Origin of the sequence: Vibrio sp. 10N.222.55.A1 (genome assembly GCF_041473835.1) — a bacterium.
Lineage (GTDB): Bacteria > Pseudomonadota > Gammaproteobacteria > Enterobacterales > Vibrionaceae > Vibrio > Vibrio crassostreae_C.
This window is the reverse complement of sequence record NZ_JBFRSX010000020.1, coordinates 63,979-85,308: the sequence shown is the minus strand read 5'-3', so window position 1 is coordinate 85,308 and position 21,330 is coordinate 63,979. Positions and strand designations below refer to the sequence as shown.

The following is a 21,330-nucleotide window of genomic DNA, read 5'->3' as shown; positions in this document are numbered from 1 at the left end:
ACGAGATACGAGATACGAGCAGATTATAGATGCGCCTACACGAGATAAGAGATGCGAAAAGCTCGCTTACTGTCACTTATGGCAGCATGTTTTCGATACTCGGTTACTCGCATCCCGCATCTGCTATTTATCCAGACGTAAAAAAACCTGCTCAATGAGCAGGTTTTTTAGTATTCAGTGCTTTCAGCTAATGAAGCTTTACGCGTAAGAAATTACGTAATTACTGACGTGTTCTTGGCTTAGCTGGTTTAGCCGGACGACCGTTGTTCAGTTTAGGCTTACTTTTGTTAGCCTGAGGTTTGCCTTTGTTTGCAGCTGGAGCGCTACGACCTGAATCAGGTGTTGTAGTACCGCGAGTTGCAGGCTTCTTACGCTTAGTTTGGTTGCTACGGCCTTTTGGTGCGTTTGCACGCTCTTCGTGACGTTTAACAGCACGACGAATTTTTTGGCTACGAGAACGCTCACGCTTACGAGAAGTGTTTGAAGGATCAAGATCCAACAGTGTCTCTTTCTCAGGCTTAAGCTCAACAAGCTCACGCAGGTAGTTAACTTCTTGAAGATCTAGCTCTTTCCAACCGCCACGAGGCAGTTTCTTATCAAGGTAGATATCACCGTAACGTACACGTTTCAGGCGGCTTACTGTCGTTTCTTGAGATTCCCAAAGACGACGAACTTCACGGTTACGACCTTCGTTAATCGCTACGTAGAAAGTATGGTTCATACCTTCACCACCAGCGTAAACAACATCTTCAAAACGAGCCATGCCGTCTTCTAGTTGTACACCACGAGTAACGTTTTTAACTTTTTGCTCAGTCACTTCACCGAATACACGTACTAGGTACTCACGCTCAACCTGACGGCTTGGGTGCATTAGACGGTTTGCAAGCTCACCATCAGTAGTGAAAAGCAAAAGGCCTGATGTGTTTGCATCAAGACGACCAACTGAAATCCAACGAGAACCACGGATCTTAGGTAGACGATCGAAAACAGTACGGCGGCCTTCAGGGTCGTGACGAGTACAAAGCTCACCTTCAGGTTTGTAGTAAGCAAGTACACGACAAACCACTTCTTCAGAAGCCTTGCCTGAAACAGTATGGCCATCGATACGGATCACTGAGTTCTCGTCTTCAAGACGCTCGCCCAGTTTCGCAACTTGACCGTTAACACTTACACGACCAGATTTGATTAAACCTTCTAGTTCACGACGAGAACCGTGACCAGCTCGCGCTAAAACCTTCTGTAATTTTTCGCTCATTTACTCTTTTCTACCTAATTGTCGTCTTCACAGACGTCGAATGAATTTTTCGCGACCAAATCGCGGTCGCGTATTATCGCAAATAACCTGCCAAAAAGCACTTGTTATTTACTGTGGCAGGTTTGCTGTATCGTTACAGACTGTTAATCAGTAAAGCGATTATTCAAACGGCGCAGGATCGCCAGCACCACGACGTAGAACCACGGCATCATCGTCACTGAAGTCAATAACGGTCGTCGGTTGCTCACCTAAGTAACCGCCATTCAAAATGACATCAACCGCATGTTCTAGGCTGTCACGAATTTCTTCTGGATCCGACTCCGTAGTCTCGTTACCCGGTAGAATCAGAGACGTCGACATTAATGGTTCACCCATCGCTTCCAAAAGGTCGAGTGCAATCTTGTTGTCTGGGACACGAATACCAATCGTTTTACGCTTGGCGTTCATCAAACGCTTTGGCACTTCTTTGGTTGCTTTAAAGATAAACGTGTAAGCACCTGGTGTATGTGCTTTCAGTAGACGGAAAGCCACGTTATCGACGCGTGCATACAGTGATAATTCAGAAAGATCACGGCATAACAAGGTGAAATTGTGCTTGTCATCGATGCGACGAATTTTACAGATACGTTCAAGTGCTTGTTTGTTTTCAAGCTGACAGCCCAGCGCATAACCGGAATCTGTTGGATAAACCACAACGCCGCCATTGCGAATAATCGCAACCGCTTGAGTAATTAAGCGTGCTTGTGGGTTATCTGGGTGTACATAAAAAAACTGGCTCATTGTTGATCCTCGTTATCGAATCTCTCGACTCTATCATCAGAAGGAGCTGGCTCACCTAAAGACTATTCAGATGGTGAAACCGTTTGAAACTCCCAATCTTTCCATACTTCTTCGACCCCAGAAGGTAGCCAGAGATTGCGTCCAAGTTCCATCCACGGAGATGGGTAATGGAAATCACTGCCTTGGGAGGCTAATAGTTTGTATTGTATAGCATAATCCGCGAGTGTGCGTCTTTCTTGTTGCGCTTGCTGAGGTTGAGCTACTTCCATCGCATCCCCTTTCGCTTCAACAAATGCCGCTAGCAGGCGCTTAACCCACTTGGCTGTAAGTCCATATCGCCCAGGGTGAGCGAGTACGGCTTGTCCACCAGCGGCATGAATAGCCGTGACAGCATCACTCATTGAACACCACGTTGGCGGCACATAACCTGGGTTATTGCGAGTAAGAAACTTTTTAAACACCTGCTGCATGGTTTTCGCGTAGCCATTGTCGACTAACCATTTCGCAAAGTGTGCTCGAGTAATTGGTGCATCACCCGCAATCAATTTAACTTCTTCTAGCACCCCTTCACGAGTCGCTTTCTCAAGACGTTGAGCAATCATCTCTGCACGTCCAATACGGTGTTGCTTCTGTCGCTCAATGAGCGCTTTGAGTTCTGGTGACTCAGGATCAACGTTTAACCCAACAATATGGATATCTTTGTTTTGCCAAACAGTCGAAATCTCAATGCCGTTGATCAGCTGAATAGGAAGATTGTTATCAGCAATATAGTTGCGTGCTTCAGCAAGCCCATCAGTCGTGTCATGATCTGTAATCGCTAGCGCTTCGATGTTAAAGCCAAGCGCTCGGTCAATTAGCTCAGGTGGAGTAAGTCGGCCATCTGAGGCTGTTGTATGACTATGTAGATCAATTCTCATATATTCTTTTTCATTGTTTTCAATTTTTATCGTTATATTTGTGTCAACACACTTGACCCGCAAGCAGAAAACTAGTTAACTAGTACACAAATACGAAGTATCACATTTGATAGGTTCACCATGTTACAAGAATTTAACCAAAACCATAAAGATAAAGTTTTAGAACTTTCTTCAGTAGAAGCAAGTTCAGAGCTTAATTGGTGGCGCACTTGGACAAGTTCTTGGTGGGCTAACGTGTACTTCTAGTTAAACAGTTTGTTTATAAAAAAGTTATCACTAAGCCCGCTTTAATAGCGGGCTTTTTAATTTGTCGAACATCTCACATTCAACTGACTAACAAATCATCGAATTGACCATATTCTAGATTGGGTGAAAGGTATCTTTATGCGACTATGTACGGCAGGAAATTTAAAGAATCATAAAGGAGGTCTTGTGAACAAGGCCATTGAAATCAAAAAGCTGGGAACCATTGAGGTCATCAATTCCTCAGTTCCTTACTCGCAAGATCCAACCAGCGTTTTTCATACTTTGTGTGAAAACAAAACTGATAGTCTTTTGTTGGAATCTGCCGAGATTGAATCTAAACAGAACCTGACAAGCCTACTCCTTATCGACTCTGCTGTTCGCATCGTATGTCGCGGACATGAAGTAACCTTTCAAGCATTGACTGAAAACGGTCAAGCGCTTATCGAACATCTCACTCAAAACGTGAAAGCAGAAATTAAATCTGACCTTACTGATAACGTTTTGACGCTGACTTTTATCGAACCAAGCAACGAATTAGACGAAGACTCACGTTTAAGAGAAGCCTCTTCATTCGATGCACTGCGTTTGGTTCAGCACAGCTTTGAGCAAGACGCGGATAACAAACACGCATTATTCATGGCGGGCTTATTCGCTTACGACATCGTGGCAAACTTTGAGCCACTAGGTGATGCTGAAGCAACCAACAATTGTCCTGACTTTGTATTCTACGTAGCTGAAACACTATTGCGTTTCGATCACCAAGAGAACGAAGGCCTACTTCACGCGAGCTTATTTGCTCAAGATGACAACATCAAAGCGCAATTAACTGACCGTCTAGCCGACATTCAAACACAATGTCAGTCACTGAAAGCCATCACGGAAGTGACGCCACTAGACAACGTGGAAGCGGTACCAAGCGTTTCTGATGAAGATTTCTGTCAAACGGTTCGTGACCTAAAAGAGTACGTAGTTAAAGGCGATGTATTCCAAGTGGTACCTTCACGCCGCTTTACTCTACCTTGCCCTGCTCCACTGGCGGCTTATAAAGAACTCAAACAAAGTAACCCAAGCCCTTACATGTTCTACATGCAAGACGAGTTGTTTACTCTGTTCGGTGCTTCTCCAGAAAGCGCTCTGAAATACGAAACAGAAACCAACCAAATTGAGATCTACCCTATTGCTGGTACTCGTCGTCGTGGTAAGCGCCCTGACGGTCAAATCGATTTCGACCTAGACAGCCGTATCGAGCTTGAACTGCGTACCGACAAGAAAGAAAACGCCGAGCACATGATGCTAGTCGACCTAGCACGTAACGATGTTGCGCGTATTGCCGAAGCTGGCACTCGCCACGTAGCAGACTTGCTAAAAGTTGACCGCTACAGCCATGTAATGCACTTAGTTTCTCGTGTTGTTGGTCAGCTCCGTGAAGACTTAGATGCTCTACACGCTTACCAAGCTTGTATGAACATGGGTACGCTAACGGGCGCACCAAAAATCCGCGCAATGCAGCTTATTCGTGACGTAGAAAAAACGCGTCGTGGTAGCTACGGTGGTGCAGTCGGTTATCTAACCGGTGAAGGGACTCTAGATACTTGTATCGTAATTCGCTCTGCTTACGTTGAAGATGGCGTAGCACAAGTACAAGCTGGCGCTGGTGTGGTATTCGATTCAGACCCACAAGCAGAAGCCGATGAAACTCGCGGCAAAGCACAAGCGGTTATCTCAGCGATTCAAGCAGCTCATACTAAGAACCTAACAAATAAGAAGGAGTCGTAATCATGGCTGATATTGTATTCATCGATAACTTCGACTCGTTCACTTACAACCTTGTAGACCAATTTCGTTCATTAGGTCACAGCGTAAAAATTTACCGTAACAACATTCCTGCAAAAGTAGTTGAAGCGGCGATCAACGAACTAGACAACCCTGTTGCACTGCTTTCACCAGGCCCTGGCGCTCCAGCAGATGCGGGCTGTATGCCAGAGCTGATTCAGCTTCTAAAAGGTAAAGTGCCAATGATTGGTATTTGCTTAGGCCACCAAGCGATTGTTGAAGCCTATGGCGGCACCGTTGCAGGCGCTGGCGAAATCATTCATGGTAAGGTGTCGATGATGGAACACCAAAACCATGCGACTTACCAAGGCTTACCTTCGCCATTGGCTATCGCTCGCTACCACTCTTTAGTGGCAACGCATGTATCTGATAGCCTAACGGTGACCGCTGAAGTAGATGATTTGGTGATGTCTGTGGTTCAAGAACAAGACAAGGTGTGTGGATTCCAATTCCACCCTGAATCAATTATGACGACCTACGGTGCAACGCTTCTAGCAAACGCTATCGAATGGGCTCTTGAGAAACCTCTTCGCCTTGAAAAGACTGGAAAATAGGAAACGATCATGGAACAGATTAATAAACTTTACGAACAGCAGTCTCTTACTCAAGAAGAAAGCCAACAGTTATTTGATGTGATCATCAAGGGTGAACTAGACCCAATCTTGATGGCTTCTGCGCTAACTGCACTGAAAATCAAAGGCGAAACGCCCGATGAAATTGCAGGCGCAGCAAAAGCACTACTTGCGAATGCAAACCCGTTCCCGCGCCCTGATTACGATTTCGCAGACATCGTAGGTACAGGTGGCGACGGTCACAACACCATCAATATCTCGACGACTTCTGCATTTGTTGCCGCAGCGTGTGGCTTAAAAGTCGCGAAGCACGGTAACCGCAGCGTATCGAGCAAATCAGGCTCTTCTGACCTACTGGATTCGTTCGGTATTAACCTAGCGATGACAGCAGAAGACACTCGTACTGCAGTCGACGAGCTTGGCGTAGCATTCCTATTTGCTCCGCAATATCACGTCGGTGTACGTCACGCGATGCCTGTTCGTCAGACGATGAAAACGCGCACTATCTTCAATATTCTTGGCCCACTGATTAACCCTGCTCGCCCTAACATCGAGTTAATGGGTGTTTACAGCAAAGAGCTCGTCCGCCCTATCGCGGAAACCATGCTGCAAATGGGTATGAAGCGTGCTGCCGTTGTGCATGGCAGTGGCCTTGATGAAGTGGCTATTCATGGCGAGACAATCGTTGCTGAAATTAAAGATGGCAAAATTCACGAGTACACAGTGACACCGGCAGACTTTGGCCTGAACACTCACCCTCTTGAAGCAATCAAGGGCGGCGAGCCAGAAGAGAACAAAGCCATCACAACCGATATCCTGACGGGTAAAGGCACTGATGCTCAAGTTGGCGCAGTGGCAGTCAACGTTGCTCTACTGATGCGTCTGTTTGGTCACGAAGACCTAAAAGCCAACGCACAGCAAGCAATTGACGCGATGAACTCTGGCAAAGCATACGAGCTTGTACAAAAGCTTGCTGCACACGCCTAACGAACGACGAATCGAGACAAAGAACATGACACAGACTACCGATAAACTGTCGACCCACGTTTCAGTCAAAGAAGCTGAAATGGCGGAAGTATTAGCAAAAATCGTTCGTGATAAATACCAATGGGTTGAAGCACGTAAGCAGACTCAACCATTAGACGAGTTTAAAGCGTCACTAACTGCAACAGACCGCAGCTTTTATGACGCTCTGAGCGGAGAACAAACGGTTTTCATCACTGAATGTAAAAAGGCCTCTCCGTCAAAAGGTTTAATCCGTGACGAGTTTGACCTCGACTACATTGCTTCTGTTTACAACAACCACGCAAACGCGATTTCTGTGCTGACAGACGAGAAGTACTTCCAAGGTGACTTTGAGTTTTTACCTAAAGTTCGCAGCATTGCTAAGCAGCCTATCCTGTGTAAAGACTTCATGGTTGATACCTACCAAGTGTATCTAGCTCGTCATTACTCAGCTGATGCTATCTTGTTAATGCTATCGGTATTAGATGACGAAGAGTACAAAGCGCTGGCGGAAGTCGCTCACTCACTCAACATGGGTGTATTGACCGAAGTCAGCAACGAAGAAGAGCTTCACCGTGCAGTCGCTCTAAACGCTAAGGTGATCGGCATTAACAACCGTAATCTTCGTGACCTTTCGACTGATTTGAACCGTACTAAAGAGTTGGCGCCGCTGATTCGCGAACTGGCTCCAAACGCAGTTGTGATTTCAGAGTCTGGCATCTACACACATCAACAAGTTCGTGACCTTTCAACGTTTGCAGATGGCTTCCTAATCGGTAGCTCTCTAATGGCAGAGAAGAACCTCGAGCTTGCGGTACGCAAAGTAACACTGGGTGAAAACAAGGTGTGTGGTTTAACTCACTCTGACGATGCAGCAAAGGCTTATCAAGCTGGTGCGGTATTCGGTGGTCTGATATTCGTTGAAGCATCTAAGCGTCATTTGGATATCGAAGCGGCTCGTTTGACTATGAGCGGCGCACCTTTGAACTACGTGGGTGTGTTCCAAAACCACAGCGTTACTGACGTTGCGAAAACGGTTTCTGAGCTAGGCCTGTTCGCTGTGCAATTGCACGGTGATGAGTCTCAAGCGTTTGTCGATGAGCTAAAACAGTCACTACCTGAAAGCGTTGAGATTTGGAAAGCTTACGGTGTTTCTCCCGATGCTGAGAGCTCGCTACCAGAATTACTGGAAAGCAACGTGACTCGTCACCTGCTAGATACTAAAGTGGGTTCTCAAACTGGTGGCACAGGCCAAGTGTTCGATTGGAACCTAATCAACAACCAAAGCGCAATCATGTTGGCGGGTGGTCTAACCCCAGAAAATGCTAACCAAGCGGCTAAGTTGGGTTGCTTAGGATTAGACCTAAACTCTGGTGTTGAATCTGCTCCAGGCAAAAAAGACGCAGACAAACTGCAACGTGCTTTTGCTGCGATTCGTAATTACTAGTCCAAGCTCGGCGCTAGAAATTAGAAAGCAGAAACTAAAAACATATTTGTGAGCTTTGCCTTTTGCGAAGCTCAAACAAGATTAAATGACTTGGTGTGAATACACATCAGTAGAATTGAAGGAATAACACAATGGCTAAACTCGATGCCTACTTTGGTGAATACGGTGGTCAATACGTACCGCAGATCCTAGTGCCAGCACTAGACCAACTTGAACAAGCATTTATCGATGCACAAGCCGATCCTGAGTTCCGCAGCGAATTCATGACGCTTCTTCAAGAGTACGCTGGTCGTCCAACGGCACTAACGCTAGCACGCAACCTAACAAAAGGTACAAAAACAAAACTGTACCTAAAGCGTGAAGATCTACTTCACGGCGGTGCTCACAAGACAAACCAAGTTCTTGGTCAAGCATTGCTAGCAAAACGTATGGGTAAGCAGGAAATCATCGCTGAAACTGGCGCAGGCCAACACGGTGTGGCAACGGCTCTAGCGTGTGCTCTACTAGGTCTTAAGTGTCGTGTTTACATGGGTGCAAAAGACGTTGAACGTCAAAGCCCGAACGTGTTCCGTATGAAGCTAATGGGCGCAGAGGTTATCCCTGTTCATTCTGGCTCTTCAACGCTAAAAGATGCGTGTAACGAAGCACTACGTGACTGGTCTGCAACTTATGAAGACGCGCATTACCTATTGGGTACTGCAGCGGGTCCTCACCCATTCCCAACGATTGTTCGTGATTTCCAACGCATGATTGGTGAAGAAACGAAGAACCAAATTCTAGCTCGTGAAGGTCGCCTTCCTGATGCGGTTATCGCTTGTGTCGGCGGTGGTTCGAACGCTATCGGTATGTTTGCGGATTTCATTGAAGAAGAAACTGTTCGCCTAATCGGTGTAGAGCCGGCTGGTAAAGGTATTGATACCGACCAACACGGCGCGCCGCTTAAGCACGGTAAAACCGGTATCTTCTTCGGCATGAAAGCGCCACTGATGCAAGATGAGAACGGCCAAGTAGAAGAGTCTTACTCTGTATCTGCGGGTCTAGACTTCCCATCAGTTGGTCCTCAACACGCGCACCTAAATGCTATTGGCCGTGCTGAATACGACAACGTGACCGACGACGAAGCGCTAGAAGCGTTCCAATTGATTGCACGTAAAGAAGGTATTATCGCAGCGCTAGAGTCATCTCATGCTTTGGCTCATGCTGTTAAAATGGCTCACGATGACCCAGAGAAAGAACAGCTATTAGTGGTTAATCTATCTGGTCGTGGTGATAAAGACATCTTCTCTGTACACGACATTCTTAAAGAGAAAGGAGCATTATAATGGATCGCTATCAATCACTCTTCACTCGCTTAGCTGAAAAGAATCAGGGCGCATTTGTACCATTCGTAACGGTTGGCGATCCTAACCCTCAGCAGTCTCTTAAGATCATGGAAACACTCGTTGAAGCGGGTGCTGATGCACTTGAACTTGGTATTCCATTCTCAGATCCGCTTGCAGATGGCCCGACAATCCAAGGTGCAAACATTCGTGCGTTAGATTCAAAAGTAACGCCAGATGTGTGTTTTGATCTTATTGGTCAAATTCGTGCTAAATACCCAGATCTGCCAATCGGCCTACTGATGTACGCAAACTTGGTGTACGCACGTGGTATCGAGAACTTCTACGAGCGTTGTGCGAATGCAGGTATCGATTCAGTATTGATTGCTGATGTACCAACCAACGAGAGTGGCGAGTTTGTTGCTGCAGCTAAGAAGTTTGGTATTCACCCAATATTTATTGCTCCACCAACAGCAAGTGATGAGACGCTTCAATCGGTTTCTGAGCTAGGTGGTGGTTACACTTACCTACTTTCTCGTGCTGGCGTAACGGGTGCAGAAACCAAAGCAAACATGCCTGTGACAGCCCTACTTGACCGTTTGAACAAGTTTGATGCGCCACCAGCACTGCTTGGTTTCGGTATCTCTGCTCCTGAGCAAGTAAAAGAAGCCATCGAAGCTGGCGCTGCTGGTGCTATCTCTGGCTCTGCGGTTGTGAAAATCATTGAAAACAACGTTGAACAACCAGAAGCAATGCTTAAAGCACTTGCTGAGTTTGTTACGCCAATGAAAGCGGCAACGCAAAAATAATAAATAGGCTCCCACTAGTGCGATAATTAGCGCTGTGGGAGTTTTTCTCCGAGAACACGTCCAAACCCTCTCAATTGTTAAATTTCTGATAAAAACAACACCTCATACAAACCTGTAGCACACCTATAATACCCCACCAAAACATCACCACCATTTATAAAAATAATGACAAATCAAAAAGCAAACGTTTGCTTTAGTGTGAAAAATCATCAAATGACATTTGATTACTGCTTTTTGGTGTTCTTTCATCTCTGCTCATATTGATAAATGTAAAAGATACGTGTAAAACTTCTCGCGAAATATTAATCCAATGGTACATCGTACATTGGTGAGTAGTTCTGGGATTTTTATATTTAGTAGCACAGAGGTTATGGAAGTGTTAAAAGAAAAGAGTTTACTAAGCAACATCGGCGTTCAAGTCGTTATTGCAATGATCATCGGTACCGCTGTCGGTGCAATGATGGGTGACAGCGCAACAATGTTCGCTCCACTGGGCGCAATCTTCATCAATTTAATCAAGATGCTGGTTATTCCTCTAGTCGCAGTCGCCCTAATGTCAGGTGCTGCAGGTCTAGGTAATAGCTCATCAGCAGGTAAAGTTGGTGTGGTTACACTGGGTTACTTTGCACTAACGTCTGCACTTGCTGTAGCACTAGCGCTTGTAATGGGTGAAGTATTCGAACCGGGTCGTGGTATCGATGTTTCTGGCGTTGAAGGTATGTTCTCTTCTGAATACGCTGCGAAAGGCGAACTTCCAACGTTCTGGGCAACCATCACGGGCATGATCCCGACCAACGTTTTCCAATCACTGAACGAAGCTAACATTCTGCAAATTCTCGTTTTCTGCTTATTCTTCGGTATTGCGATTTCTAAACAAGCGAAAGAAAAACGTGACCCAATCATCAATGGCGTAAACGCGATTGTTGACGCTATGGTTTGGATGATCAACAAGGTTATGATCATTGCACCACTTGGCGTATTCGGCCTAATGGCAGAAGCCGTCGGTACATTCGGCTTTGGCGCACTTATGGTCGTGTTCAAGCTGTTCATTGTCTACATTGCTGCGATTCTTATCTTCGGCTTTGTGGCATACCCACTGATGATTCAAATCTTCACTAAGACTTCAGCTAAGAAGTTCCTAGTGGCAATGAAGAAACCTCAAGCGGTTGCACTATCAACAGCCTCTTCAATGGCGACACTGCCAGTAACAATGGAAACGGTAGAGAAAGAACTTGGTGTTCGTAACTCTACGGCTTCATTCGTTCTGCCACTTGGTGCGACGATCAACATGTCTGGTAACGCAATTTACTACGGCCTAGTTGCTATCTTCTTCGCACAGCTGTTCAACATCGACCTGTCTATGGGCGCTTACATTGCTATCATCGTAACGTCGACTCTAGGTGCAGTTGGTCAAGCAGGTGTTCCAGGTCCTTCTTTCCTAGTAGTTGCGGTTCTTCTAGCGGCTGGTATCCCTATTGAAGGTCTACCTCTGTTGTTCGCTCTAGATCGTATCTTCGACATGATCCGTACTGCTCTGAACATCACTGGTGATGCAGCATGTGCAGTCATCGTTGATTCTCTAATCGAAGACGAAGCGAAAGAAGCTGAGCTACAAAAACAGCAAGCGTAATATTAAGCTTCAGTTTGATTGATAAATAAACCGCCTTCATGAGGCGGTTTTTTATTAGGTAATGATCGATATTGATTCGGTAAATCTTACCCTTGTAAGGCTAATTGATTAATCCAAACGCACGAGGCAGAGCCAAACTAATTTCAGGAATAAAAGTAATGGCCAACAGTGTGACGATCAATACGGCACAAAACGGCATGATACTTCTTATAACATTCTCAATCTTGGAGCCACTGACACTACAACCTACAAATAGCGCCGTACCAACGGGTGGCGTTGCAATGCCAATACATAAGTTGAAAATAATCATCATCGCAAAGTGAATTGGATGCATGCCTAAATGCTCAGCAATCGGCATAAAAATAGGGGTAAAGATCAATACGGCAGGCGTAAGATCCATAAACATACCCACAATCAGTAGGATCAGATTCATCAGAATAAAGATGATAATCGGATTATCTGAAATAGAGAGCATCCAATCGCTGATCATGGTTGGTAGACCGGTAAACGCCATTGCCCATGACATGATGGTTGAAGCACCAATCAAGAACAGCATAATGCCAGTAACCTGAACCGTTTCTCTACAAATTATCGGGAAGTGTGCCCATTTGAGGGTTCGGTAACAGAGTGACAGTATAAAAGAGTATAGAACCGCTATACATGCCCCTTCTGTTGCAGTGAAAATCCCACCAATAATACCGCCAATAACAACAACAATAAGCCCTAAGCTTGGTGTTGCTTGCCAAACAATATTCAGCACATCTTTCGTTGTAAAGCCGTCATTCGCACTTGTTTTGTAGCCTTTCTTTTTAGCGATGAAATAGGCTACGACCATACAACTTAAACCCATTAAAATACCTGGGACATAACCTGCGATAAACAACGCCGCTACGGATGTTCCACCCGATACCACTGAAAATACGATCAATGAATTACTCGGCGGTATTAGTAAGCCTGCCGGGCAAGATGCAACGTTTACTGCTGTTGCTAAGTTTTTATCATAACCATCTTTTTCTAATTCAGGGCCTAAGGTTTTACCTACTGCAGCTGCTGCTGCAACGGCTGATCCTGAAACAGCGCCAAACATCATATTTGCAAAGATGTTAACGTGAAAAAGTGAGCCAGGGATCCAACCAACCAAGAGCTTTGCAAGGTTGATAAGCCGACTAGCGATACCACCCACATTCATTATATTGCCAGCGAGGATAAAGAAAGGGATTGCTAATAAACTGAAACTATCAATACCGGTAATAATTTTTTGACCCGCAGTAATACTGGCGACTTCAAACGGCAAAATGAAATACATGATGGTTAAAGATGACATGGCAATTGCAATCGCAATCGGCATGCTTATCGCGATCATGAATAAGAATAGGCCTAGCAGCCAAACACCAATGGACAAATCCATAATATAGAGTCCTTTTATAACTTACTTTTTGTTGGGTTCACAAAAAAGATCAAACGTATTCATGACCAAATAGATGAGGATAATAACGGCTGAAATCGGCAATATTGAATAAACCGTCGACATCGGTAATTGCAGTGCTGGAGAGAGTTGTTGTGTGGTTCTTCCCATTAGGGCGATGCCACCTTGAAGCATTGCTAGAAATACAAATGCGCCAGAAATGATATTGATGAGTACATGTAATGCGATATGTGCTTTACCCTTAAGATAACCATCCAATAACGTTATTGCTAAGTGTCCTTTGATACCGAATAAGTAGCTTGCTCCTAATAAGCCAAGCCATACCATCGCATAACGAGCAAGTTCATCAGTCCAGTTACTTGGGTCATTCAAAACATAGCGACTAAAAACCTGCCAAGTGACAGTAACGACAAGTAACATTAATGCAAAAGAAGAGACAAAAAGAATCAACCTATCAAGTAGGTTTCTGAAAGTTGCTAACATGGTGTGATACCTCAAAAAATTTTGCCTTAGCAAAGCCAAGGCAAAATTATATTTTCACTAAGACTGATTACAGAACTTCAATTTTTTCAATGAATGAAGCTAATTTAGGGTCTTTTTTGGCTTCATCAATCATAGGTTTAACAGCGGCACGGAACGGGGCTTTATCAACATCAACAAACGTTACGCCTGCTTTCATTCCTTTCTCTTTGTTCATGTCATCTGTTGCGTCCCAGATTTTGATCTGCTCTTCAAGAGACTCAGCAGCAGCTTCTTTTAAGATTTTTTGCTCTTCTGCCGTTAATGAACCCCATTTGTATTCTGAAATGATGATCACGTCAGGTGTCATCATGTGCTGGTCCATAGAGTAAAATTTGGCAACTTCGCTGTGTTTCATTTCAACTAAGCTAGAAATATTATTTTCAGCACCGTCAATTACACCTTGTTGCAATGCCGTGTATACCTCATTGAAAGGTACAGGCGTTGCTTTACCACCAAGTAGGTTGACCATTTCCATCATCGTTGGAGAGCCAGGAACTCGAACTTTCATGCCAGCTAGATCAGCTGGTGAGTTGATGGCTTTCTTAGCGTAGAAGCTACGTGTGCCTGAGTCATAGAATGTAAGACCGATGAAGCCTTTACCTTCACTTGAAACCAACATCTCTTGTGCAGCTTCACTTCGCATGAACGTTCTCATATGTGGAACGTCACGGAATAAGAAAGGCAGTGCATTAACCTTAAACGTTGGTTCAAAAGATTCGGCTAATCCACCATTGATTTTGGCCATATCAATCGCGCCAGTAACAACTTGCTCCGCTTGGTCACGTTCAGAGCCTAATTGACCGTTTGGAAAGATCTTAATCGTAAGTTCACCATTCGATTTTTCTTTCACTTTATCAGCCATGATCACCATGCCTTGGTGAGCTGCGCTTTCTAATGACATTGCATGCCCTAACGTCAAAGTTTTTGCTTGAGCGCCAAATGCCATCAGAATTGAAGCCGCTGCAATCGTCAGTAGGTGTTTTTTCATGTTCTTCTCCAGAATCCATTTTGTAAGAGGTACAGTTTTATATGCAACGCTATAGCTAAGTTTGAAATCTAACGTTCAATTGCACATCGCTCATAGCAGTAACGTTTCATTACAATATTCTTACCTTCATATATTTTGTATTACAATACTATGTGTATATTTTGTGAGCTAAGGTTCATCTATTTGCCAGAGAGCTGAATTGATTGTGATACCAATCATATTTGGCACCAATTAGACCATTAAGCAGTCTAACTTCGGATTTTTGGGGAATTCCGAGCGCTTTCAACTGCTTTTAGAACAGTCTATTAGCAAAAATCACGCGCAAATTTGTGTTATTTTAAGATCTTAAAATCAGTAATTAAGCACGGACAAAGAAGGTCTCATCGATTGAAAAAGCGAATCGTGAACGGCGATTTCTGAGGTGGTCGAGGTAAGGTTTTAGGCTGAGCGTATGGAACAAGAGTGGATAAGCAGGGATAAAGACAACGGTGGGAATCTTACTAAGACGAATTATTTGTAACAAAAATCCGAGAGCTTCACAGCCCTCGGATTTTTGTTTTTGGTGTTCTAATTTTTAGGCGTTAGACGAATTACAAATCAGCGCCATAGATATCAAACGTAAAGTACTTAGCGGCGATCTTGTCGTAAGTACCGTTCGCTCTGATCTCTTCAATCGCGGCATTGAATTGTTTCGCCAGTTTTGAATCCTGCTTTCTTAGTGCTAACGCCGTACCCTCGCCAATGTAGGCTTTGTCGGTTACTGCTTTACCTTTAAATTCAAAGCCCTCACCTTCTTTTTTATCTAAGAAAGCTAATGACAGTTGATCCGAGTTGCCGAAGGTTAGATCTAAGCGACCGTTTTGCAGATCCAGATACACTTCGTCTTGCCCTGTGTAACGCTTAATGTTGGCAACACTGCCAAACTTGTCGGTTACGTAGCGATCGTGAATCGTACCTTGCTGAACACCGATGGTTTTGCCCGCTAAGCCTGCCTCATCAACGCTGAATTCTGCGCTTTTGGCAGCAACAAATACGGCTGGTGTTTGGTAGTACTTATCAGTAAATAAAATCTTGCGCTTACGCTCTTCGGTAATACGCATTGAAGCCATGATCACATCTGACTTTCTTGCCAACAAACTTGGAATTAGCGAGTCCCAGCTTTGTGAAACCCAAGTACAATCGAGTTTAGCTTGCTCACACAAGGCATCAGCTATCTCAATATCAAACCCGACAGGTACACCGTCACTGTTTTTATAGTTGAATGGCGGATACGTAAAGTCCGACGCCAAACGGATTTCTTTCGCCTGTACCGTTGTACCAAGTAAAGCGGCCGCACAAGCGAGTCCTAGTATTAACTTTTTCATCATTGCCATCCTAGATATGATCTTTATCGAGTTGAGATTGAATTTCTTTATGTTGAGCTTGTTGAATTTGTTTGCCTTGTTGACTCTGTTCTAATTCGGTTTGGTAACGTGTTAGTGACGTTATCACTTCTAGCATGCTCTCTTGGCTACCAATACTGATTCGAACACAGTTACGCAAAGCCGGTTCATGGTTTTGGTTCCTTGTCACAATGCCGTCCTTCGCCAAGACACTGAACACTTGGTGCCCTGCTTTTTGACGCAGCAAAATGAAGTTTGTCGATGAAGGGTAAACAGACTCGATGAAATCAAACCGCGTTAGCTCACAAGCAAACCAGTTACGTAGTTCAACCAGCTTTTGCGTCGCGTCTTGCATCACTGAGACTCGTTCATCGGACAAAGCGTCTAGCACGATTTGAGATGAGCAATCTGGCATCGGATACGGTGGAATCAGCTTCGCGACATACTGCATCACATTTTGACTCGCTAAGATAAAACCACAACGAACCGCAGCCAGTCCAAATGCCTTAGACAAGGTGCGAATCACAACCAAGTTCGGATAACGCTCAATAAGGCTAACGGCTGACGTTTGTGGTTCAAATTCGATATACGCTTCATCGACGACCACTAGAGATTTTCCAGTCGTGCCTTCCAGTACCTGAATCAAATCCGATTTAGGAATCACATTGCCCGTTGGATTGTTTGGTGAGCAAAGAAACACGATATTCGCCAGTTTTGCCTTATTCACAATATCAGCGACGTTCAGGCTAAAGTCTTCCTGCAATGGAGAGTCCAAGGTATTAATCGCTAATGCATCAGCGCAAAACTCATACATCGCATACGTTGGAGAGCAGATAAGTATGTTGTCGCACGCCGGTTTACAGAATGTTCTGATCAGCAAATCAATCGCTTCATCTGCACCACGAACAGCCACAGTCGCGGCATCGGTACTACAGTAATCTTGATAAGCCTTAGCAATATCTTGTGGTAAGAAGTCTGGGTATCGGTTGTGACTTGCTTCTCCTTGAAACAGCGAGCGTTCCAATTCATTGGCGTTTAGCCAGACACGTCCATCACCACCAATTCTTCTTGCCGATTGATAAGGTATTAATTTTTTTACAGCCTGAGGCACTAAGCTATCAATAAAAGATGTCAAGAAGCTATCCCTTTCACAAAATCACAATGTCTTCATCATTGCCTTCATATTCAAAAAATGTGACTTATACACATATTGAATCACAAATGATGATTAAGTATTTACATTCAAACAGAACACTATTGATAAATGAATCGAAATAATCACATAATAGCCATGATAAAAAGTCATAGGTAAAGATATGAATCGCACACTTCCTTCAACCAAAACCTTGCTCGCGTTTTTGTCTACGGCAAGGCACCTCAACTTTACACGCGCGGCACATGAGCTCAATGTTACGCAAGGTGCAGTGAGTCGTCAGGTATTGTCGTTTGAAGAAAGCCTTGGCTGTGATCTCTTCTATCGCCATGCTCGCGGATTGTCTTTAACGCCGAAAGGAGAAGAACTGGTTCCCCTGATACAAGGAACGATTCATCAGCTGCAATCGGCTCTAAATCAAGTGGCTAGCTCTCCGTCTAAGATCAAACTCAACGCACCGAGCTGTATTACCTCTTGGCTACTACCTAAGTTGATGTCTTTTCAGCAAGCCTATCCTGAAATTGATGTCGAACTGACGTCGACCATCAAGCACGTCTTCGAACCAAGCTTTGATCCGTTTGACGCCGTAATTACCTATGGTAAGAAGCCAAACCAACAATCGATTATCAGCCAATTATTGTTTAACGAGCAGCTAGCGCCCGTTTGCCAAGCACAAAGCATTACACAGAGCCATCTTGTCGACGACGCATCGACCATCATCAAGCCACACAAGCTTGCCCAATACACTTGGCTACACGCCAACAATGAGCAAAGTGATTGGCGACTTTGGTTAGAGCACATAGGCAGCCACGACCTTTCAAGCAAGAACAACCAACAATTCGCAACACTCGATCAAGCTATGAACGCCGCCATTCAAGGGTTTGGCATTGCCATAGGCGACATCACACTGGCCAAGCAAGATATTGATTTAGGTAGATTGGTAAAAGTGAGTGAAGGCAGTGTTTTCTCTGGAAATGGTTACTTCTTGCTGCAACCCAAGAATCGACAAAATACATCCTTATCTACGCTTGTTGATTGGCTCGTCGATTAGCGGCAATCATTGTTGGTAGGCCTCTTTATAAGCGGCAGGAGAGCGTCATAATGAGAATTTTTCCGTTCTCAAAATGAAACTATTTGATGTCTGTTTCGTATTGATTGTCAGAGAATAGAACGTACCTTCCTTTAACTATTTGAAAAGAAGTTCAATTCTATTTAGCCGGGAATTTATTCTGTTCCGTTGGAGAAAATGGCATTCGAGTTGCTTTGTCATAGATAACCCAACCAATATACAGCAGGTTGCACCAGTTTCACTGCAGCTTGTCACGGAGGATAGGCTATGACCTTACAAAGACATACGTATTACGGCTTGATTCACCATGGAATTAAAACCCTATTAATGGACAGAATTGGCCACTTCACAGAGCGTGAATATCACGAGTATCTCGACTTAACGACCGGTAAATCGACATGTTTTGCCATGAGTGAGCAAGAGCTCGAAAACACCTTAGACAGCTTAAAGAGCGAAGGTTACCTTGAAGATATCAAAAAGCTGATACCTCGCTATCAAACCTCGTCAATGCGATAACCTGCTTCAACTCTTTAAACACGATGAGTGGTTAGATTGAATTAATTGGCACCCAATTGTCTCGAGCTATTTAGCATCGAGACAGTTTTCGTTAGACTGTCAGCAACTCAACTAACTGGATAGTCAGTGTCTCATGAAACAAATTCTTGATTTCATTCCTCTCATTATTTTCTTTGCGCTTTATAAGATGTACGACATCTATACCGCGACCGGCGCTTTGATCGTTGCCTCTGCAGTTCAAATTATTTTGACTTATTTCATCTACAAGAAAGTCGAAAAAATGCAGGTCATCACCTTTCTAATGGTTGCCGTATTTGGTGGCATGACCATCTTCTTGCACGACGACAACTTCATTAAATGGAAAGTCACCATCGTTTACGCACTGTTTGCGATTGGCCTGACGGTCAGTCACATCATGGGCAAATCAGCGATTAAAGGTATGTTAGGCAAAGAGATCACACTGCCTGATTCGGTATGGGGCAAGATCAACTGGGCATGGACGCTGTTCTTTACCCTATGTGCCGTTCTCAACGTTTACGTTGCTTTCAGCCTACCGTTGGATGTTTGGGTCAACTTCAAAGTGTTTGGTCTACTCATCGCGACCTTGCTCTTCACCTTGCTCACTGGTGTTTATATCTATAAGCATCTACCAAAAGACCAGCAGAAAGAGTTAACGGATAAAAATACCGACGAGAAATAGCCCTTAGGGATGAGTCCTCATACCCTATTTGATACAATTATTATCAATATGCGATTGGCCAATGATACTCGTGATCATTGGCCGCTGATTATTTGTGTTCGGTGAAGACGTTAAAAATTAGACCACCACGAGTCTCGTAAACACATCTATTTTTATATAAAACAATCAATACCATTAAGAGTACGACAATGACTATTCAATCAACTTTGAACCCGATTGGTTCTTTACTTCTTCGCACATTAGCGATGCCTTCTGATACAAATGCAGCAGGCCAGATTTTCGGTGGTTGGATAATGTCACAGCTTGACCTTGCTGGCGGCATACTGGCAAAAGAGATATCTAACGGCAAGATAGTCACGGTTTCAGTATCGAGTATCGAGTTCAAACAGCCGGTTTCAGTGGGTGATGTTGTGTGTGTTTATGGTGACTGCACTAAGATTGGTCGCAGCTCGATGAATATCGACCTAGAAGTCTGGGTTAAGCCTGTACTTGATCACGGTATCGGCGACCGCTACAAGGTTTGTGGCGCGACATTCAACTACGTTGCGGTTGATGAAAGTGGTAAGCCTCGCCCAATCAACAAATAACACCTTTTATTAAGCGTGTGGCACCGATGGTCTTTAGTTTTTATAAATGAAATTACTAGGGCGTATTGACCTTTCGAGCTGACTTTTGCAGCGAATTGCTGGGTATTTATACAAGGCAGAGGCTTTGATGTGTAGCTAGCCTCCATAAGAAGCCGATAACGTAGTAGAAATGACCAGCAAACGCTGCCCGAAGGGTTCAGCTAAAAGCGTTTTACTCTTTGTTGAGGGAGATTTGCATAGAATGACTAGGCTACTTCCCCCTCGCCGCGATTAAAACGCTTTTGACTAGGCGTCCCCACCCGAACAAAATTTAACCACGAAAGGTCAACACGCCCTAACGACCATACAACTCTCTCGCACCAATTCACAATTTCTTATCATTAGCCCTTCCAATACCAATTAGTTCGCGTAAATTAGCAAGATAGCGAATTTAAACGCCCCAAATTTAGTGAAGTAAAATAAGGATATCTCAATATGTGGTACGTGATTTTTTCTCAAGACGTCGAAAATTCATTAGAAAAACGCCTAAGTGTTCGCCCACAACATCTAGAACGCCTACAAACACTTCACGATGAAGGCCGACTGTTAACAGCAGGTCCAATGCCAGCGATTGATTCAGATAACCCTGGCGAAGCAGGCTTTACAGGTTCAACTGTGATTGCTGAATTTAACTCTTTGGAAGATGCACAAGCATGGGCAGACGCTGACCCGTACATTGATGCTGGCGTTTACCAAAATGTGATTGTAAAACCATTCAAGAAAGTATTTTAACGTGAAAAAATGGATTATTGGCTCACTGGCTTTAGCTCTGCTTGCAGGCTGTGCTTCAAGTGAGCAAGACGAACAAAGACAGCTAGAGATGATGGCGCAGCACCGAGCTGGCGTTTTATCTGCAGGCCTGCCGATTGAGTATGGCCCACTGTCGGTCATGCGCGTGCTAGCAAAAAACACGGTTATCGAAATCATGATGATCTACAACCAAGATGCAAAAGGTGCTAAGCCTTTAAACCAAGTTGTAGACATGAGTGTGAATAGCTACTGCACCAACTCTGAAGTGAGAGCAAACCTTGATATGGGCTTGGCTTACAACATCAAGATTCGCAACACTCGCGGACAACTGATGGTTGAGAAGTTGATCAGCAAAGAGACGTGTCAGAGCAGCAGCTAGATTCTA

22 protein-coding genes and 1 other annotated feature are annotated in these 21,330 nt (G+C 44.3%); of the genes, 14 read left to right on the top strand and 8 right to left on the bottom strand.

Annotated features, from left to right (window positions below; translation table 11 throughout):
* Window positions 1-220 precede the first annotated feature (220 nt).
* The 3 genes from rluB to rnm all read right to left on the bottom strand — a co-directional run bounded on the left by rluB (window position 221) and on the right by rnm (window position 2,952).
* On the bottom strand, window positions 221-1,255 hold the full coding sequence (rluB, locus tag AB4493_RS06315) for a 23S rRNA pseudouridine(2605) synthase RluB (RefSeq protein ID WP_017055112.1): 1,035 nt from the start codon (window positions 1,253-1,255) through the stop codon (window positions 221-223).
* Window positions 1,256-1,414: 159 nt separating this feature from the next.
* Entirely contained in the window at window positions 1,415-2,035 is a 621-nt protein-coding gene (locus tag AB4493_RS06310) for an L-threonylcarbamoyladenylate synthase (RefSeq protein ID WP_009848751.1), read from the bottom strand.
* A 62-nt stretch (window positions 2,036-2,097) separates the two neighbouring features.
* A complete protein-coding gene (rnm, locus tag AB4493_RS06305; RefSeq protein ID WP_372082727.1) occupies window positions 2,098-2,952 on the bottom strand; it encodes an RNase RNM in 855 nt (284 codons plus the stop codon).
* Between the two features lie 120 nt (window positions 2,953-3,072).
* On the opposite strand from rnm, the gene AB4493_RS06300 reads away from it, so the two are divergent.
* The 8 genes from AB4493_RS06300 (at window position 3,073) to AB4493_RS06265 (ending at window position 11,813) form a co-directional block, all read left to right on the top strand.
* Window positions 3,073-3,198, top strand: coding sequence for a trp operon leader peptide (locus tag AB4493_RS06300; protein ID WP_009848753.1), 126 nt, complete (start codon window positions 3,073-3,075; stop codon window positions 3,196-3,198).
* Window positions 3,145-3,259, top strand: a sequence feature (Trp leader region). (Overlaps the previous gene by 54 nt.)
* 125 nt (window positions 3,260-3,384) lie before the next feature.
* Entirely contained in the window at window positions 3,385-4,974 is a 1,590-nt protein-coding gene (locus AB4493_RS06295; protein ID WP_017063545.1) for an anthranilate synthase component 1, read from the top strand.
* A 2-nt stretch (window positions 4,975-4,976) separates the two neighbouring features.
* The gene (locus AB4493_RS06290; RefSeq protein WP_017063544.1) at window positions 4,977-5,585 is read left to right on the top strand and encodes an aminodeoxychorismate/anthranilate synthase component II; all 609 of its coding nucleotides are present in this window, start codon (window positions 4,977-4,979) and stop codon (window positions 5,583-5,585) included.
* A 9-nt stretch (window positions 5,586-5,594) separates the two neighbouring features.
* On the top strand, window positions 5,595-6,590 hold the full coding sequence (trpD, locus tag AB4493_RS06285) for an anthranilate phosphoribosyltransferase (protein WP_102332468.1): 996 nt from the start codon (window positions 5,595-5,597) through the stop codon (window positions 6,588-6,590).
* Window positions 6,591-6,615: 25 nt separating this feature from the next.
* A complete protein-coding gene (gene trpCF, locus AB4493_RS06280) occupies window positions 6,616-8,055 on the top strand; it encodes a bifunctional indole-3-glycerol-phosphate synthase TrpC/phosphoribosylanthranilate isomerase TrpF (protein WP_372154679.1) in 1,440 nt (479 codons plus the stop codon).
* A 131-nt stretch (window positions 8,056-8,186) separates the two neighbouring features.
* The gene (gene trpB, locus AB4493_RS06275; protein ID WP_017063541.1) at window positions 8,187-9,377 is read left to right on the top strand and encodes a tryptophan synthase subunit beta; all 1,191 of its coding nucleotides are present in this window, start codon (window positions 8,187-8,189) and stop codon (window positions 9,375-9,377) included.
* A complete protein-coding gene (gene trpA, locus AB4493_RS06270; RefSeq protein ID WP_017070760.1) occupies window positions 9,377-10,183 on the top strand; it encodes a tryptophan synthase subunit alpha in 807 nt (268 codons plus the stop codon). Before trpB ends, trpA begins: the two co-directional genes overlap by 1 nt.
* Window positions 10,184-10,493: 310 nt before the next feature.
* Entirely contained in the window at window positions 10,494-11,813 is a 1,320-nt protein-coding gene (locus AB4493_RS06265) for a dicarboxylate/amino acid:cation symporter (RefSeq protein ID WP_372154678.1), read from the top strand.
* Between the two features lie 100 nt (window positions 11,814-11,913).
* Here AB4493_RS06265 and AB4493_RS06260 read toward each other — a convergent pair whose 3' ends face one another.
* The 5 genes from AB4493_RS06260 to hisC form a co-directional block, all read right to left on the bottom strand.
* A complete protein-coding gene (locus AB4493_RS06260) occupies window positions 11,914-13,221 on the bottom strand; it encodes a TRAP transporter large permease (RefSeq protein ID WP_010438025.1) in 1,308 nt (435 codons plus the stop codon).
* A 21-nt stretch (window positions 13,222-13,242) separates the two neighbouring features.
* On the bottom strand, window positions 13,243-13,722 hold the full coding sequence (locus AB4493_RS06255) for a TRAP transporter small permease (protein ID WP_004736522.1): 480 nt from the start codon (window positions 13,720-13,722) through the stop codon (window positions 13,243-13,245).
* A gap of 67 nt (window positions 13,723-13,789) precedes the next feature.
* A complete protein-coding gene (locus AB4493_RS06250; RefSeq protein WP_372154677.1) occupies window positions 13,790-14,749 on the bottom strand; it encodes a TRAP transporter substrate-binding protein in 960 nt (319 codons plus the stop codon).
* Window positions 14,750-15,339: 590 nt separating this feature from the next.
* Window positions 15,340-16,113 carry an ABC transporter substrate-binding protein gene (locus AB4493_RS06245; RefSeq protein WP_372154676.1) on the bottom strand — a complete coding sequence of 258 codons (774 nt, stop codon included), beginning with the start codon at window positions 16,111-16,113 and terminating at the stop codon, window positions 15,340-15,342.
* 10 nt (window positions 16,114-16,123) lie between these two features.
* Entirely contained in the window at window positions 16,124-17,266 is a 1,143-nt protein-coding gene (gene hisC / locus AB4493_RS06240) for a histidinol-phosphate transaminase (protein ID WP_372154675.1), read from the bottom strand.
* A gap of 181 nt (window positions 17,267-17,447) precedes the next feature.
* Between hisC and AB4493_RS06235 the strand changes: the two genes are divergently transcribed.
* From AB4493_RS06235 to AB4493_RS06210, 6 genes are all read left to right on the top strand, one after another.
* Entirely contained in the window at window positions 17,448-18,335 is an 888-nt protein-coding gene (locus tag AB4493_RS06235; protein ID WP_017063534.1) for a LysR substrate-binding domain-containing protein, read from the top strand.
* Between the two features lie 285 nt (window positions 18,336-18,620).
* Window positions 18,621-18,869 (top strand): hypothetical protein, encoded by a 249-nt coding sequence (locus AB4493_RS06230; protein WP_017069991.1) that lies wholly within the window; start codon window positions 18,621-18,623, stop codon window positions 18,867-18,869.
* Window positions 18,870-19,002: 133 nt separating this feature from the next.
* Entirely contained in the window at window positions 19,003-19,569 is a 567-nt protein-coding gene (locus AB4493_RS06225) for a septation protein A (protein ID WP_017061509.1), read from the top strand.
* 188 nt (window positions 19,570-19,757) lie between these two features.
* Window positions 19,758-20,156, top strand: a complete 399-nt coding sequence (yciA, locus tag AB4493_RS06220) for an acyl-CoA thioester hydrolase YciA (protein ID WP_017061510.1) — start codon at window positions 19,758-19,760, stop codon at window positions 20,154-20,156.
* A 474-nt stretch (window positions 20,157-20,630) separates the two neighbouring features.
* Complete coding sequence (locus tag AB4493_RS06215) at window positions 20,631-20,927, top strand: YciI family protein (protein ID WP_004741234.1); 297 nt, start codon at window positions 20,631-20,633, stop codon at window positions 20,925-20,927.
* A gap of 1 nt (window position 20,928) precedes the next feature.
* Window positions 20,929-21,324, top strand: a complete 396-nt coding sequence (locus tag AB4493_RS06210) for a GspS/AspS pilotin family protein (RefSeq protein ID WP_017062026.1) — start codon at window positions 20,929-20,931, stop codon at window positions 21,322-21,324.
* Window positions 21,325-21,330: the final 6 nt, after the last annotated feature.